This window comes from Escherichia sp. GZ89 (genome assembly GCF_019366485.1).
Taxonomy (GTDB): Bacteria; Pseudomonadota; Gammaproteobacteria; order Enterobacterales; family Enterobacteriaceae; genus Escherichia; species Escherichia fergusonii.
Genome location: NZ_JAEOHX010000002.1, coordinates 1 through 14,545 on the forward strand (window position 1 = coordinate 1; position 14,545 = coordinate 14,545).

Sequence of the window (14,545 nt, forward strand, 5' to 3'; positions counted from 1 at the left end):
CAGAAGTGAAACGCCGTAGCGCCGATGGTAGTGTGGGGTCTCCCCATGCGAGAGTAGGGAACTGCCAGGCATCAAATTAAGAAGAATGGCACTGACCTTTGAGGCAGTTCACTACTCGATAAGAGAGTAGGACAAAAGCGAAAGCTTTTGAACGTTGCGAAGCAACGGCCCGAAGGGTGAATCGCGAAGTGATTCATAAACTGCCAGGCATCAAATTAAGCGTGCTGATATGGCTCAGTTGGTAGAGCGCACCCTTGGTAAGGGTGAGGTCCCCAGTTCGACTCTGGGTATCAGCACCACTTTTTAGGTTAAAGTTCGGCAGATTAGAAAAGAATTTGTCTGGCGGCAGTAGCGCGGTGGTCCCACCTGACCCCATGCCGAACTCAGAAGTGAAACGCCGTAGCGCCGATGGTAGTGTGGGGGCTCCCCATGCGAGAGTAGGGAACTGCCAGACATCAAATCAAGCGAAAGGCCATCTGAAAGGATGGCCTTTTTGCGTTTAGAATCCATGTAAAACTTAATGGATTACCTGCGATAAAAATGTCCTCGTACGCTCTGATTTAGGATGCGCAAAAAACTCATCCGGTGCAGCTTGTTCCACTATTTCCCCACGATCCATAAAAATCACCCGGTCAGCGACGGTTCGCGCAAACCCCATCTCGTGCGTTACGCACAACATTGTCATACCCGACTGCGCCAGCCCAATCATCGTATCCAGCACTTCTTTTACCATCTCCGGATCGAGCGCCGATGTGGGCTCATCAAACAACATAATTTTCGGCTTCATACACAGCGAGCGCGCAATGGCAACACGTTGCTGCTGACCACCAGAAATCTGTCCCGGAAACTTCTGGGCATGTTCGGCAATTCTCACCCGCTCAAGGTAATGCATCGCCAGAGCTTCAGCCTCTTTCTTAGGCATCTTGCGTACCCAAATCGGTGCCAGGGTACAGTTCTGTAGAACGGTCAGATGAGGGAAGAGATTGAAATGCTGAAAGACCATTCCCACTTCCTGCCTGACACGCTCAATATTGCGGATATCTTCATTAAGTTCGATGCCATCTACCACGATTCGTCCCTGTTGATGTTCTTCCAGATGATTAATACAACGAATGGTTGTCGATTTACCGGAACCAGAAGGGCCACACAGAACGATCCGTTCTCCCGGTTGCACGGTTAAATTTATATTTTTCAAAACATGGAATTGCCCATACCATTTATTGACGTTTTCCAGCGTAATCATCGCGTTAGCAGGTTGCAGTAAAATTTGGCTCATAGTGTCCTCAATGCGGTGTACGCCCGGTGTTAAAACGTTTTTCCAGATGTTGGCTATAACGTGACATGCTGAAACAGAAGATCCAGTAGATCAGCGCAGCGAAAACATACCCTTCCGTCGACATACCCAACCAGGCGGGATCAACGGTTGCCTGCTGAACGCTACTGAAAAGATCGAACAACCCGATAATGATCACCAGGCTGGTATCTTTGAAGAGTGCGATGATGGTATTTACCAGCCCAGGAATTACCAGCTTCAACGCCTGTGGCAGAATAACCAGCCCCTGAGTTTTCCAGTAACCCAACGCCAGCGACTCTGCCGCTTCATATTGCCCTTTAGGCAGCGCCTGTAATCCGCCTCGCACGACTTCCGCAACATATGCTGACTGAAACAGGATCACGCCAACCAGCGCGCGGATCAATTTGTCGATACTGGTGCCTTCTGCCATAAACAACGGCAGCATGACCGAAGACATAAACAGAACGGTAATCAGCGGCACGCCGCGCCAGAATTCGATAAAAATGACCGATAAGATACGCACAATCGGCATATGGGAGCGGCGACCTAACGCCAGTAAGATCCCCCACGGTAGCGCCCCCGCAATCCCAACTGATGCAATAATTAAAGTTAGCGTCAGCCCGCCCCATTGCCTGGTTTCAACCCGTTCAAGACCAAGAAACCCGCCATACATCAGCCACCAGACAATCAGTGGGTTAATCACCGCCCAGACCGCAATATAGCGACCGCGATGCGGGAGTATTTTCCAGAACATTGGTGCGATCGAAACAAGGCCAATCAGTAATGCCAGGTTAATTCGCCAGCGTTGGTCGTGTGGGTAAAGCCCATACATAAACTGACCAAATCGTTCGTGGATGAAGACCCAACAGGCACCTGCTTTTGTGCAGTCGGCACGCGTTGAGCCAACCCAGTTAGCCTGCAAAAATGCCCAGTTCAGCAATGGTGGGATCAGTTCCCACATCAGCCACAGACAGCCAATAGTCAGCAGGCTATTGCTCCAGCTGGAGAACAGATTTTTTCGCACCCACACCATAGCGCGACTTGAGTTATGGCTCGTCGGGCGCGGGGGATGAGACAGCAATACTTTTGTCATCATGACTCCTTAGCGTTCAACGATCGCGATGCGGCGGTTATAAATATTCATCAGCAGCGAGATAGTCAGACTGATAATCAGATAGACCGACATGGTCATGGCTATCGTCTCGATGGCTTGCCCCGTCTGGTTTAGTACGGTGCCAGCAAACAGCGAAACCATATCCGGATAGCCAATAGCGGCGGCAAGAGAGGAGTTTTTGACGATGTTGAGATACTGGCTGGTTAATGGCGGAATAATCACTCGCAGTGCCTGGGGAATAATGACCTGGCGTAGCGTAACCGGGTTGGGCAATCCCAGTGACCTGGCAGCTTCATGTTGACCATAAGGCACTGCCTGAATCCCGGCGCGGATAATCTCGGCGATAAATGCAGAGGTATAAACCGAAAGCGCCATCGTTAAGGCTGCCAGTTCAGGAATTAAAACCATTCCGCCGCGGAAATTAAAACCTTGTAGGGCTGGAACATCCCAGTGCAGTGCTGCGCCAAAAAGCCATTGCGCCAGTAAAGGCAAGCCAATGATTAACCCAACGGCGAACGGCCAGGTTCGGCGCAGTTGTCCGGTCTTTATCTGGTGTTTTTTATTAAAGCGATATAGCCCAACAGAAAGGGCTATAGCCATAACAACAGCCAGGATAAACGCAAGGAACCCGTCTCCCAGCTGCGGCGACGGAATATAAAGCCCACGATTGCTTAAAAAGGCCAGATCAAATGCACTCACTGCCTGGCGTGGTCCGGGCAAATTGCGCAATACGGCAAAGTACCAGAAGAAGATTTGCAGCAGGGGCGGAATATTACGGAAGATCTCAATATAAATTGTGGAAAGCTTTCGTAGAAGCCAGTTATCCGAAAGTCTCGCCAGACCGATAAAAAAGCCCAGAACAGAAGCGAACACAATACACAATGCCGAAACCAGTAGCGTATTGAGTAAGCCAACAATGAAAACGCGTCCGTAGGTATCACCCTGCTGGTAATCGATCAAATGCTGGATAATACCGAAGCCAGCGCCGCGGTCCAGGAAGGCAAAACCTGAAGTAATGCCGCGATTACTGAGATTCGTTACGGTGTTGTGAAATAACCAACCAATAATGCCGACAACAGCAACAACGGCAAGGATCTGGAATAACCAGACGCGAACCGTAGGGTTGGCAAAGGAGAGTGAGCCTTTAACGGACGGGCGGCGATGAGACATAGAAACCTCGGAAACCATAACGCTGAAGAGAGCGCCGCCGTAGCGACGCTCATTACCTCACACCGACTTAACGCACGGGCGGCGCGTACTGAATACCGCCGTTATTCCAGAGATTATTTTGCCCACGTTTAATCTTCAGGGGGCTTTCTGAACCTACGTTACGCTCAAAAATTTCCGAGTAATTACCCACCTGTTTGATGATGTTGTAAGCCCATTTATTATCCAGCTTCAGATCTTTACCGTAATCGCCCTCTTTACCCAGCAGATGCGCCATATCAGGCGTTGCAGGATTAGCCGCTTTTTCATCAACGTTTTGCGAATTAACGCCCATCTCTTCAGCATTCAGCATGGCGAAAAGCGTCCAGCGCACTATAGAGAACCATTCATCATCGCCACGACGAACTACCGGCCCAAGCGGTTCTTTAGAGATAACTTCCGGTAAAACAATCCATTCAGCTGGGTTGCTTAATTTGATGCGCAGGGCATACAGTTGTGATTGATCCGAGGCCAGCGTATCGCAGCGACCAGATTCCAGTGCCTTCGCGGATTCGTCAGAGCGATCGAAAGTCACTGGTGTGTACTTCATATTGTTTGCCTTGAAGTAATCGGCGACGTTGAGTTCGGTATCAGTACCCGCCTGAATACAGACTGTTGCGCCATCCAGTTCTTTCGCGCTTTTTAATCCCGCTTTATCGTGCGTCAGGAAACCAATGCCGTCATAATAAGTGACGCCAGTAAATGCCATTCCCATACCGGCATCGCGAGAGGAAGTCCAGGTCGTATTACGGGAGAGCAAATCCACCTCCCCTGACTGTAAAGCGGTGAAGCGTTCTTTTGCAGTGAGCGGGGTATATTTCACTTTCGTATCGTCACCGAATACAGCAGCTGCAACACCACGACAAACATCAACATCAATACCAGAAAACTTACCGTCAGCATCGGCATAAGAGAACCCAGGTAATCCATCACTGATCCCGCATTGCACAAACCCTTTTTTCTGTACGGCATCAAGCGTCGCGCCAGCATGCGCCTGATTTGCAACGGCAAGCAGCACGCTGGCGGCAGCCAGTGTGGCTATCATCATCTTTTTCATAATGCTTCCTGTGAGGCGAAAATTATCGTTATAGGACGTTTGGGAAACGTCTTTTACCTGTCTGTGGCCATCCTTTTATAAGCAAAAGTAGTGCCAGCTTTTGCGACTATATATTTGTCGCAATATGCTGAGTGTAGACAGGAAATAAAAAAGAGAACGCGCCAGAATGGTGCAAAATTGCAACCTAAGCCACATTTTGGCGCAAAAAAGTTCAGGGAGGATGACGCGCGAAATAACAATTTCGCGTGTTAGTATTTTTGTAGAGAAGAAAAGTTAATAAATTTATTGCTTCAGGTATTCCAGTGTTTTTCAATCACCTGAATTTATGAGAAAAGATCAACGCTACCTGGATAACGCGATAATACCCATTGTCAAACCTGCGACTGCTGCAGCCCCACCAGCAATTGCCCCGGCAGTTTCCCAGTTATCCTGAGTTGTACCTTTCATACAGGTATTAGTGTGAACCAGGCGCCCCTGATCATCATAAACCGGAACGCAGGGTGAATCATGCGCACAACCCGCAAGCAGAGCGGTAAGCAATGCTACAGGAATTAATCTTTTCATGATGTTACCTCAAATATTAACATTTCGAGCAGTCAGTAAATAAGTGACGGATCGAATACGAATTCAATCGTATATTACCACTGCGATAATAAGGTCAATTATGATAAATAATCTCAATTCATGTGAATTGTAAAAATAATGGAGGGGACGGTAATGAAGGCAACAGAGAAATAAATATCATATTCATAAATAAAGAAATAAAGGCGCATTAAGCGCCTTTATAAAAAATGTTAACTACTGTGACGGCTAAATCGACGTTTTACCACCACAAAGAAAACTGGTACAAAGAACACTGCCAGCAGTGTTGCGGAGATCATGCCTCCCATAACACCAATCCCGACCGCATTCTGCGCACCACTTCCCGCGCCACTACTTATCGCCAGTGGCAGTACACCGAGTATAAAAGCGAGCGAAGTCATCAGGATAGGTCGTAAGCGCATACGTACCGAAGACAATGTTGCTTCGATAACCCCTTTACCTTCTTTATCCATCAGATCTTTGGCGAACTCGACAATCAAAATGGCGTTTTTGGCCGACAAGCCGATAGTGGTCAACAAGCCCACCATGAAGTAAACATCGTTTTGCTGGTTAAAGAGCGTAGCTGCCAACAGAACGCCAACAATTCCTAACGGTACAACTAACATTACCGAGAAGGGTATTGACCAACTTTCATAGAGCGCAGCGAGACAAAGAAAGACCACGACGAAGGAGACTGCAATCAAGGCAGGCGCCTGGTTTCCTGATAACCGTTCCTGGTACGACATTCCTGTCCAGTCGTAGCCAATACCTGTTGGTAATTTGGTAGCAAAGCTTTCCATTAAAGCCATCGCATCACCGGAACTGGTACCCGGACCCGCTTCCCCCTGAATCTCCATAGAAGGCAAGCCGTTATAGCGTTCCAGTCGAGGAGAACCGTATACCCAATGCGCGGAACTGAATGTTGAGAAAGGCACCATTTCACCGTTCGCGCTACGGACAAAGAGTTTGTTGACATCTTCTGGCAGCATACGGAATTTGGCATCAGCCTGAACATAAACTTTCTTCACGCGCCCACGGTCAATGAAGTCGTTAACATAGGAGCCGCCCAGTGCAGCAGAAATCGTCTGGTTTATATCGGAGAGAGAAACACCTAATGCCTGCGCTTTCTCCTGATCAACCTCAAGTTTGAACTGTGCGGTATCTTCCAGTCCATTTGGACGCACACTGACTAATTTATCCGGGTGTTGTGCAGCCATTCCCAGCAATTGATTGCGCGCCTGGGTAAGGGCATCATGACCGAGATCGCCCTGGTCGATTAACTCAAAGTCAAAGCCAGAGGCAGTACCCAGTTCGACAATAGCTGGCATGTTAAAAGGGATGACAAAGCCATCACGAATCTGCCCTAACGCTTGTTTTGCTCGACTGATTACAGCTTCTGCACTGTTTTCTTTACCGCTACGTTCTTCCCATGGCTTAAGACTCACAAAGGCCATGCCAGCGTTCTGTCCTTGTCCACTGAAGCTAAAGCCGTTCACGGTAAAGACGCTTTCGACATTCGCTTTTTCTTCTTTCAGATAGTAGTCAGTGACCTGATCCAGCACTTTTTGGGTGCGTTCCTGAGTTGCACCTGCTGGCAACTGAATCATGGTCAGAAATACCCCCTGATCCTCTTCTGGTAAAAACGAAGACGGCAGACGTAAGAACAACACCACCATTCCTGCAACAATCAGTACATAAATCAGCAGATAACGACCTGTTACGCCGATGATCCGGCTAACGCTATTGGTATAGTGATTAACGCTGTGGTCAAACGTTCTGTTAAACCAGGCAAAAAATCCGCTCTTGTTTTCGTGATGCTCAGCGGTAACGGGTTTAAGTAAAGTTGCGCACAGAGCGGGTGTCAGAATTAACGCTACTAATACTGAAAGCGCCATTGCCGAAACGATGGTGATAGAGAACTGGCGATAAATCGCTCCGGTTGAACCACCAAAAAAGGCCATTGGAATAAATACTGCCGAGAGCACCATCGCAATACCGACCAGGGCGCCCTGAATCTGCGACATCGATTTTTCCGTTGCTTCCCTTGGTGGCAAGTTATCTTCAATCATGACGCGTTCGACGTTTTCAACAACCACGATGGCGTCATCGACGAGTAGACCGATGGCGAGCACCATGCCAAACATTGTTAGCGTGTTGATGGAATAACCAAAAGCAGCAAGAACGGCGAACGTACCCAACAGAACGACGGGTACTGCGATAGTTGGGATCAGCGTTGCGCGGATGTTCTGCAAGAACAAATACATCACCAGGAAAACCAGTAAAATCGCCTCAAACAGCGTTTTTACCACTTCATGGATGGAGAGCTTAACGAATGGCGTTGTGTCATAGGGGTAAACGACTTTCATCCCTTGCGGGAAGAAGGGTTGGAGTTCTGCCAGTTTTGCTTTGATTGCCGTCGCGGCGTCCAGAGCATTGGCACCAGTAGCCAGTTTGATACCCAGACCCGCAGCGGGTTTTCCATTGATTCTGGCGATGACGTTGTAGTTTTCACCACCAAGCTCGATTCTGGCTACATCTTTCAGATGCACCACTGAGCCATCAGTGTTTACCCGTAACGTAACATTACCGAACTGCCGCGGATCTTTCAGCCTGGTTTGCGCAATGATCGAGGCATTCAGCTGTTGCCCTGGCAATGCAGGTGTTCCGCCGAGCTGTCCGGCAGCAATCTGGTCATTTTGTACTTTCAGTTGATTAATGACATCAACGGGAGTCAGTTTGTACTTATTCAGCAAATCCGCATCAAGCCAGATGCGCATAGCATACTGGGCGCCGAACAGTTGTACGTCACCAACACCATTCAGACGACTGATCGAATCTTTGATATTTGACGCAACATAATCAGAAATATCATCCTGGGTTGTATCTGGATTATCAGAAACAAACCCTGCAACCATCAGGTAGCTACTGCTTGATTTTTCAACGCTAATCCCCTGTTGCTGGACTTCTTGTGGTAAAAGCGGCGTAGCAAGCTGAAGTTTGTTCTGTACCTGTACCTGGGCGATATCGGGATCTGTGCCAGATTCGAAGGTCAGGGTAATGGTCACGCTCCCGGCTGAGTCGCTGGTGGAGGACATATACATCAGATTATCGATACCGTTCATATTCTGTTCGATAACCTGAGTAACTGTATCCTGCACCGTTTGTGCATCAGCTCCCGGATAGTTAGCTGAGATTGAAACTGCTGGTGGCGCAATGGTTGGGTACTGCGCAACCGGCAACTGTAAAATAGCCAGCACACCAGCCATCATTAAAATGATGGCCAGCACCCAGGCAAAAATTGGGCGTCGAATAAAAAAGTTTGCCATATCAGGTTACCTTATTTAGACGCATCGGCAGCGGGTGTATCCACAGTGGCTTTAACCTGTGCTCCAGGACGTGCTTTTTGTAAGCCGCTAACGATAACTTGCTCACCCTGTTTTAATCCTTTGCTGATCAACCATTGATCACCGATGGCTTGAGATGCCTCGACAGAGCGTGCCTCAACCTGATTTTTGTCATTCACAATCATGACCGTAGCATCGCCTCGTGGTGTCCGGGAAACACCCTGTTGAGGGATAAGAATGGCGTCAGGCTGTACGCCTTCGTCAATGCGTGCGCGGACAAACATACCAGGCAAGAGGGTGTGCTGTGGATTCGGAAACACAGCTCTTAAAGTGATGGAGCCGGTGCTTTCATCAACGGTGACATCTGAGAATTGCAACGTGCCTTTCAGTGGATAAACCTGGCCATTTTCCATTACCAGTTCGACACTGCTGCTGGCACTGTCTTTATGCAAATTACCCAACTCAACTGACTGTTTCAGTCGCATAAAGTCATTGCTGGACTGAGTAACATCAACATAAATTGGATCGAGCTGCTGCACTGTAGCCAGTTGTGATGCCTGACCATTGGTCACCAGTGCACCTTCGGTGACGCTGGACTTGCCAATACGTCCACTAATAGGCGAAGTCACTTTGGTGTAAGCCAGGTTAATGCGTGCACTTTCAACCGCAGCTTTTGCGGCGATCACCGCTGCGTCAGCCTGACGGGCGTCGGCAATAGCCTGATCGTATTCCTGTTGGCTGATGTATTTGGTGCCCACCAGTGGGTTATAGCGTTTCACTGTTAAGTGTGCGATAGCAGCTGCAGCTTCGCTTTTCGCCAGTTCGCCTTTAGCGCTATCGAAATTGGCCTGATATGTGGCGGGATCAATTTGATAAAGCGAATCACCTGCCTGAACATCACTGCCTTCTTTAAAATTGCGCTGCAGAATGATGCCGCTCACTTGCGGACGAACTTCTGCAATACGGAAGGCTGAAGTCCGGCCTGGTAATTCGGTGGTAACTGCCAGCGGTGCTGATTTGACCACGTGTACTGTGACGTGTGGTTCAGCATGTACCGCTGGTGTTTCTTCCTTTTCTTTACATCCGGCAAGTAACACGGCAGAGATGATGATGAATGAAGGCAGGAGTGAATACCTGGCATGTTTCGTCATTACTAATCCTTAAAAACAGAAGCACGTTATTTACCGGAGAACGGTAAAGCGCAAAGGCACAAGATGGAAAATAGCAATCCGCTATCCTACAAATTAACATTGGTGGATGTAAGTAATACTTATTTATGTGCGCGAAATACGGCACATAAAAACAAAAATAGATTAATATTCTGATGTTTATCAATTCGCAGAAGTGTAACTTTTTACGATCTTTAAATACAGCCGGAAATATATTTTCTCCATGAATAAATTGCCTTTATTGATTCATGGGAATAATGATTTGGTGAGGGTCAGGAAATTAAAAGGGAGAGGCTCGTTTAATTCTACGGTAAATGATAAATTTGCCCATTATTCTTTCCGCTAACAACGGAATACTGTCTCCTGTGATAACTCTGCAAATAAAATTATGGCGAAGAAAACGAAGGCTGATGCCCTTAAAACCAGACAACATTTGATTGAAACGGCAATTGTGCAGTTTGCTCTGCGTGGAGTAAGCAACACAACGCTGAATGACATCGCCGATGCCGCAAGGGTTACGCGGGGAGCTATCTATTGGCATTTTGAGAACAAAACGCAGTTGTTCAATGAGGTGTGGGCGCAGCAACCAGCGTTACGTGAGTTGATTCAAGACAAGCTCCTGGTTCACGATGCAGAAAGCCCCCTGGAACAACTTCGGGAGCAGCTCATCGTTGGTCTGCAGTATATTGCTGAAATACCAAGACAGCAGGCGTTATTACAAATTCTGTTTCATAAATGTGAATTTAATGAAGAGATGATATCAGAACAGGAAATAAGGGAGAAAATGGGGTTTAACCTTCACACTCTGCGGCAAACGTTACAAAAAAGTATGGCGAAGGGAGAGATCGCAAATCAACTTGATTTAGACGTAATGGTTATTGTGATTTATGGGGCGTTTAGCGGCATTGTTAAAAACTGGTTGATAAATCCAACGGGATATAACCTGTATCAGCAGGCTCCCGTATTAGTTGATAACGTGTTACGGATGCTTATGCCAGATCCTAATAAAACTTCATACATCCATGATGTGAATATATCACTCGCATGATTTATTAATCATATTTATTAGTCAAGTTCAGAACAATTCACTAGCTTAAGTGGATTCACAGAGTTCATATTGCGGCATTTATCGGCTTCATTCGTCATTAACTCAATCAATTGAATGATTAAAGCATCAAAAACAAAAACCGAAATCGCAAACACAATCAGCCACCAATATTTACGAATCATTGCTCAACCCTGCGTATTCATCTCCAGACGAGCTGGAAATATACACGAAAATTATGAGTTGAAAAGTGAGCTTACAATGCTTTTACGTTACCGGGGTAAAAGGGAAACACGTGAGTTTTGACTTTTTTTCGACTGATTCCGCGTTTTGCGTTTTTTCACTTTCGCCAGCTCTTCGGCAGAAAAATGGGAGTCAACATTCAATCTTCTAAGCCCCATCTTCACATACTCGCAGTTAACTTCAATACCGATGAATCTACGCCCTGTTTCTACCGCAACTTCGCCGGTGGTGAAGCTACCCGCGAACGGGTCCAGAACAATATCGCCAGGGCAGGAAGACGCCAGAATAATCCGCTTAAGAAGGGCAACAGGCTTTTGCGTGGGATGGTTTTCATACTCATCCATCAAATAACGCACACGAGAGAATTCCCAAACATTCCCTGGAACTTTTTGCGAGTTATATGGTTGTGGTGGATTTTTACGGTAGTCAATCAATGCACGCTTCGCCCCGGTTTTGGCTTCTACCAGGATCGCATCACTGTTAAAGGTATAGTTTTTGGCATCCTTGACCATCATCAGGATGGGTTCATACATTGAGCCGAAGTATTTTTTCGCCTGCACTCCAGAGCTGTCATAAGCCCAGATAATGCGGCTTTTAATGGTGAAGAGTTTACGACATTCAAGATCGATCCAGGGCATATTTTCCGTGCTGTTCATGATGTACATGCTGCCTTGTTTCTTCAGAACGCGGTGGCATTCAGCAATGATTTCAAACAGCCAGGAGAGAAAAACGGCGTCATCCCAGGACTCAACCAGTCCATCAAAATTTTTGCCGATGTTATAGGGCGGGTCAGCAAAAATTAAATCTACACTTTCAGAAGGAAGTTTTTTTAATTCAGAAAGCGCGTCACCGTGGATAATGCGCCTGGACTCATCACCAAACCAGGTTGGTTCACATTTTGATCTCATGGTCACTCCCCAGTGTGACACGTATAAAAAAGGCGCTTCCCCATGCCGAGTAGCGCCTTTTAATCAAGCATTTAGCTAACCTGAATTAGTTCATGCCGTACTTTTTCAATTTTTTACGCAGCGTACCACGGTTGATGCCCATCATCAGCGCAGCACGGGTCTGGTTACCACGGGTGTATTGCATCACCATGTCCAACAGGGGCTGTTCTACTTCAGCCAGTACCAGCTCATAGAGGTCATTCACATCCTGACCATTCAGTTGAGCAAAATAGTTCTTCAGTGCCTGTTTAACCGAGTCACGCAGGGGTTTTTGGGTTACCTGATCCTGAGAGTTAACGGTAGAAACGGTCAGTACGTCAGAATTTACGCGTTGTTCGAACATAGTTCTGTCAGCTCTTTATTTCTGTTTACGCAAAATTTTCGAAGTATGCCTCCAACGCCTCCAGCTGTTCGCTGGCATCCTCAATGGCGTTGAATGTGCGCCGAAACTGGTCATTTGGAGCGTGTTCCTGGAGATACCAGGAAACGTGTTTACGTGCAATTCGGTACCCTTTTGCCGGACCATAAAAGTCATGCAGTTCCCGAACGTGCGCGCAAAGCAAGCGCTTAACCTCTGCCAAAGGCAGCGGGGGCAGCAACTCCCCAGTGTCCAGATAATGCTGGATTTCCCGAAAGATCCAGGGTCTTCCCTGAGCCGCGCGGCCTATCATCAGGGCATCCGCCCCTGTATAGTCGAGCACAGCTCTGGCTTTAAGCGGGTCAGTAATGTCGCCATTCGCGATAACCGGAATGGAAACTTTCTGCTTAACTGCCCGAATACTGTCGTATTCAGCTTCTCCATTGAACAAACAGGCGCGTGTACGGCCATGAATGGTCAGAGCCTGAATGCCACAGTCTTCAGCCAGTTGGGCAATCTCTTCGCAGTTACGGTGTTCCGGCGCCCAGCCGGTGCGAATCTTCAGGGTAACAGGAACGTCCACTGCATTGACGACCTCGGTAAGAATCGATTTAACGACATCCGGGTACTGCAAGAGGGCTGAACCTGCGAGCTTGCGATTCACTTTTTTAGCCGGGCAACCCATATTGATATCAATAATCTGGGCACCGCTTTCCACGTTAATACGTGCTGCATCTGCCATTTCTTTAGGATCGCTACCGGCAATTTGCACGGTGCGAATACCGGGTTCATCAATGTGCACCATCCGTAAACGAGATTTGTCGCTTTCCCAAACCTGTGGGTTAGAAGACATCATCTCGGATACTGTCAATCCGGCTCCCATCTCGTAGCACAACGTCCGAAAAGGTCTGTCTGTAATGCCAGCCATGGGCGCTGCGATCAGGCGATTTCTGAGCTGATATTGTCCGATGCGCATGTGTTAAGAAATGACCATACTGTGACTGCAAGGCGGCGTATATTACGCATTTTTTGCACGAGATGAAAGGCCAAACTTTGACCAATCCTCTGAGATGGATCAAAGAATTGCATTTAAAATGAGCGTAGCGCGATAATTACTCATAAAAATCATCATATTAGAAAATAGTGACTAAAATTCACACTCCAAGAAATTTGAGTAAGTTCTCAATTTTTCTTTATGAATGAAAATTTTGGCACGCAAATCTGCGTAAATAATCGGCAAATTAACGTGCCTTTTGTGATATTGCTCGCACTTCGCTCTGCATCACTATACGGTGATGCGAAAGTTAATTCTTACGACCGGTAATGCGACACCACTCTTCTTTTTCCACGACCGGGTCCAGAGCGAAGCTGTCGGCATAAGCTTCGCAAACGCTCTCCGCCTGGCTTGCCAGAATACCGGAAAGGCCCAGCAAACCGCCTGAAACTGGCAGGACGCTGATTAATGGTGCCAGTTCACGTAACGGGCCTGCGAGGATGTTCGCGACCACCACGTCGGCTTTCATTTCTTCTGGCTGATCTTTCGGTAAGTAGAGTTCCAGACGGTCAGAAACGCCATTACGTTCGGCGTTATCGCGGCTGGCCTGAATCGCCTGCGGGTCGATATCAATACCAATGGCTTTTGCTGCACCCAGCTTCAGCGCCGCGATAGCCAGAATGCCGGAACCACAGCCAAAGTCGATGACCGTTTTACCGGTTAAATCGAGGCTGTCGAGCCATTGCAGGCACAGAGAGGTGGTTGGATGAGTCCCTGTACCAAACGCCAGCCCTGGGTCTAACATTACGTTGACGGCATTTTCGTCCGGCACATCACGCCAGCTTGGGCAGATCCACAGACGTTCGCCAAAGCGCATTGGGTGGAAATTATCCATCCATTCGCGCTCCCAGTCTTTATCTTCCAGTTGTTCGATTTTGTGCGCGAAGCCTGCGCCGAGCAGCGGATGATTCTCCAGAATCGCCACGACTTCTTTCATGTCGGTTTCAGCATCGAACAGACCAATCACATCGGTGTCGCCCCACAGACGCGTTTCGCCCGGAAGCGGCTCAAATACAGGCGTATCGTGGGTATCCTGAAAAGTGATAGAAACGGCACCCGCTTCCATCAGCGCATCGCTAAGATCTTCGGCGTTCGCGCCGGTGGTGTTCAGTTTCAGTTGGATCCAAGGCAT

13 protein-coding genes, 1 tRNA gene and 1 rRNA gene are annotated in these 14,545 nt (G+C 47.8%); 3 read left to right on the forward strand and 12 right to left on the reverse strand.

Going from position 1 to position 14,545, the window contains the following annotated elements:
* Nucleotides 1-223: 223 nt before the first annotated feature.
* Together K0335_RS04375 and rrf are read left to right on the forward strand one after the other, a co-directional pair.
* Nucleotides 224-299, forward strand: a tRNA-Thr gene (locus K0335_RS04375).
* Between the two features lie 39 nt (nucleotides 300-338).
* Nucleotides 339-454, forward strand: a 5S ribosomal RNA gene (gene rrf, locus K0335_RS04380).
* 63 nt (nucleotides 455-517) lie between these two features.
* Here the strand turns inward: rrf and K0335_RS04385 are convergent.
* The 7 genes from K0335_RS04385 to K0335_RS04415 all read right to left on the reverse strand — a co-directional run bounded on the left by K0335_RS04385 (nucleotide 518) and on the right by K0335_RS04415 (nucleotide 9,748).
* Complete coding sequence (locus tag K0335_RS04385) at nucleotides 518-1,276, reverse strand: amino acid ABC transporter ATP-binding protein (RefSeq protein ID WP_000078345.1); 759 nt, start codon at nucleotides 1,274-1,276, stop codon at nucleotides 518-520.
* Between the two features lie 7 nt (nucleotides 1,277-1,283).
* A complete protein-coding gene (locus K0335_RS04390; protein ID WP_219393774.1) occupies nucleotides 1,284-2,387 on the reverse strand; it encodes an amino acid ABC transporter permease in 1,104 nt (367 codons plus the stop codon).
* A gap of 9 nt (nucleotides 2,388-2,396) precedes the next feature.
* Nucleotides 2,397-3,578 (reverse strand): amino acid ABC transporter permease, encoded by a 1,182-nt coding sequence (locus K0335_RS04395; RefSeq protein WP_002432739.1) that lies wholly within the window; start codon nucleotides 3,576-3,578, stop codon nucleotides 2,397-2,399.
* A gap of 67 nt (nucleotides 3,579-3,645) precedes the next feature.
* Nucleotides 3,646-4,671: an amino acid ABC transporter substrate-binding protein gene (locus K0335_RS04400; RefSeq protein WP_000738584.1), complete on the reverse strand. Its 1,026-nt coding sequence runs from the start codon at nucleotides 4,669-4,671 to the stop codon at nucleotides 3,646-3,648.
* A gap of 342 nt (nucleotides 4,672-5,013) precedes the next feature.
* Nucleotides 5,014-5,235, reverse strand: coding sequence for a membrane protein (locus K0335_RS04405; RefSeq protein WP_000825640.1), 222 nt, complete (start codon nucleotides 5,233-5,235; stop codon nucleotides 5,014-5,016).
* Between the two features lie 230 nt (nucleotides 5,236-5,465).
* Entirely contained in the window at nucleotides 5,466-8,579 is a 3,114-nt protein-coding gene (locus K0335_RS04410; protein WP_001273300.1) for an efflux RND transporter permease subunit, read from the reverse strand.
* A gap of 11 nt (nucleotides 8,580-8,590) precedes the next feature.
* Nucleotides 8,591-9,748: an efflux RND transporter periplasmic adaptor subunit gene (locus tag K0335_RS04415; protein WP_000160392.1), complete on the reverse strand. Its 1,158-nt coding sequence runs from the start codon at nucleotides 9,746-9,748 to the stop codon at nucleotides 8,591-8,593.
* Nucleotides 9,749-10,154: 406 nt separating this feature from the next.
* Between K0335_RS04415 and envR the strand changes: the two genes are divergently transcribed.
* Entirely contained in the window at nucleotides 10,155-10,814 is a 660-nt protein-coding gene (gene envR / locus K0335_RS04420) for an acrEF/envCD operon transcriptional regulator (RefSeq protein WP_104920053.1), read from the forward strand.
* A gap of 17 nt (nucleotides 10,815-10,831) precedes the next feature.
* Here envR and K0335_RS04425 read toward each other — a convergent pair whose 3' ends face one another.
* The 5 genes from K0335_RS04425 to prmA form a co-directional block, all read right to left on the reverse strand.
* Nucleotides 10,832-10,996 (reverse strand): DUF2556 family protein, encoded by a 165-nt coding sequence (locus K0335_RS04425; RefSeq protein WP_000620007.1) that lies wholly within the window; start codon nucleotides 10,994-10,996, stop codon nucleotides 10,832-10,834.
* An 87-nt stretch (nucleotides 10,997-11,083) separates the two neighbouring features.
* Nucleotides 11,084-11,962: an adenine-specific DNA-methyltransferase gene (gene yhdJ, locus K0335_RS04430; protein ID WP_104920054.1), complete on the reverse strand. Its 879-nt coding sequence runs from the start codon at nucleotides 11,960-11,962 to the stop codon at nucleotides 11,084-11,086.
* 85 nt (nucleotides 11,963-12,047) lie between these two features.
* Nucleotides 12,048-12,344 (reverse strand): DNA-binding transcriptional regulator Fis, encoded by a 297-nt coding sequence (fis, locus tag K0335_RS04435; RefSeq protein WP_000462905.1) that lies wholly within the window; start codon nucleotides 12,342-12,344, stop codon nucleotides 12,048-12,050.
* 25 nt (nucleotides 12,345-12,369) lie between these two features.
* Nucleotides 12,370-13,335 (reverse strand): tRNA dihydrouridine synthase DusB, encoded by a 966-nt coding sequence (gene dusB, locus K0335_RS04440; RefSeq protein WP_001219652.1) that lies wholly within the window; start codon nucleotides 13,333-13,335, stop codon nucleotides 12,370-12,372.
* A 328-nt stretch (nucleotides 13,336-13,663) separates the two neighbouring features.
* Nucleotides 13,664-14,545: a 50S ribosomal protein L11 methyltransferase gene (prmA, locus tag K0335_RS04445; protein ID WP_001145812.1), complete on the reverse strand. Its 882-nt coding sequence runs from the start codon at nucleotides 14,543-14,545 to the stop codon at nucleotides 13,664-13,666.

Coding starts and splice junctions, on each gene's coding strand:
- prmA (WP_001145812.1), bottom strand. CDS start 14,545: ATGCCTTGGATCCAACTGAAACTGAACACCACCGGCGCGAACGCCGAA.
- K0335_RS04415 (WP_000160392.1), bottom strand. CDS start 9,748: ATGACGAAACATGCCAGGTATTCACTCCTGCCTTCATTCATCATCATC.
- K0335_RS04425 (WP_000620007.1), bottom strand. CDS start 10,996: ATGATTCGTAAATATTGGTGGCTGATTGTGTTTGCGATTTCGGTTTTT.
- K0335_RS04390 (WP_219393774.1), bottom strand. CDS start 2,387: ATGACAAAAGTATTGCTGTCTCATCCCCCGCGCCCGACGAGCCATAAC.
- K0335_RS04385 (WP_000078345.1), bottom strand. CDS start 1,276: ATGAGCCAAATTTTACTGCAACCTGCTAACGCGATGATTACGCTGGAA.
- yhdJ (WP_104920054.1), bottom strand. CDS start 11,962: ATGAGATCAAAATGTGAACCAACCTGGTTTGGTGATGAGTCCAGGCGC.
- K0335_RS04400 (WP_000738584.1), bottom strand. CDS start 4,671: ATGAAAAAGATGATGATAGCCACACTGGCTGCCGCCAGCGTGCTGCTT.
- fis (WP_000462905.1), bottom strand. CDS start 12,344: ATGTTCGAACAACGCGTAAATTCTGACGTACTGACCGTTTCTACCGTT.
- K0335_RS04405 (WP_000825640.1), bottom strand. CDS start 5,235: ATGAAAAGATTAATTCCTGTAGCATTGCTTACCGCTCTGCTTGCGGGT.
- K0335_RS04410 (WP_001273300.1), bottom strand. CDS start 8,579: ATGGCAAACTTTTTTATTCGACGCCCAATTTTTGCCTGGGTGCTGGCC.
- envR (WP_104920053.1), top strand. CDS start 10,155: ATGGCGAAGAAAACGAAGGCTGATGCCCTTAAAACCAGACAACATTTG.
- dusB (WP_001219652.1), bottom strand. CDS start 13,335: ATGCGCATCGGACAATATCAGCTCAGAAATCGCCTGATCGCAGCGCCC.
- K0335_RS04395 (WP_002432739.1), bottom strand. CDS start 3,578: ATGTCTCATCGCCGCCCGTCCGTTAAAGGCTCACTCTCCTTTGCCAAC.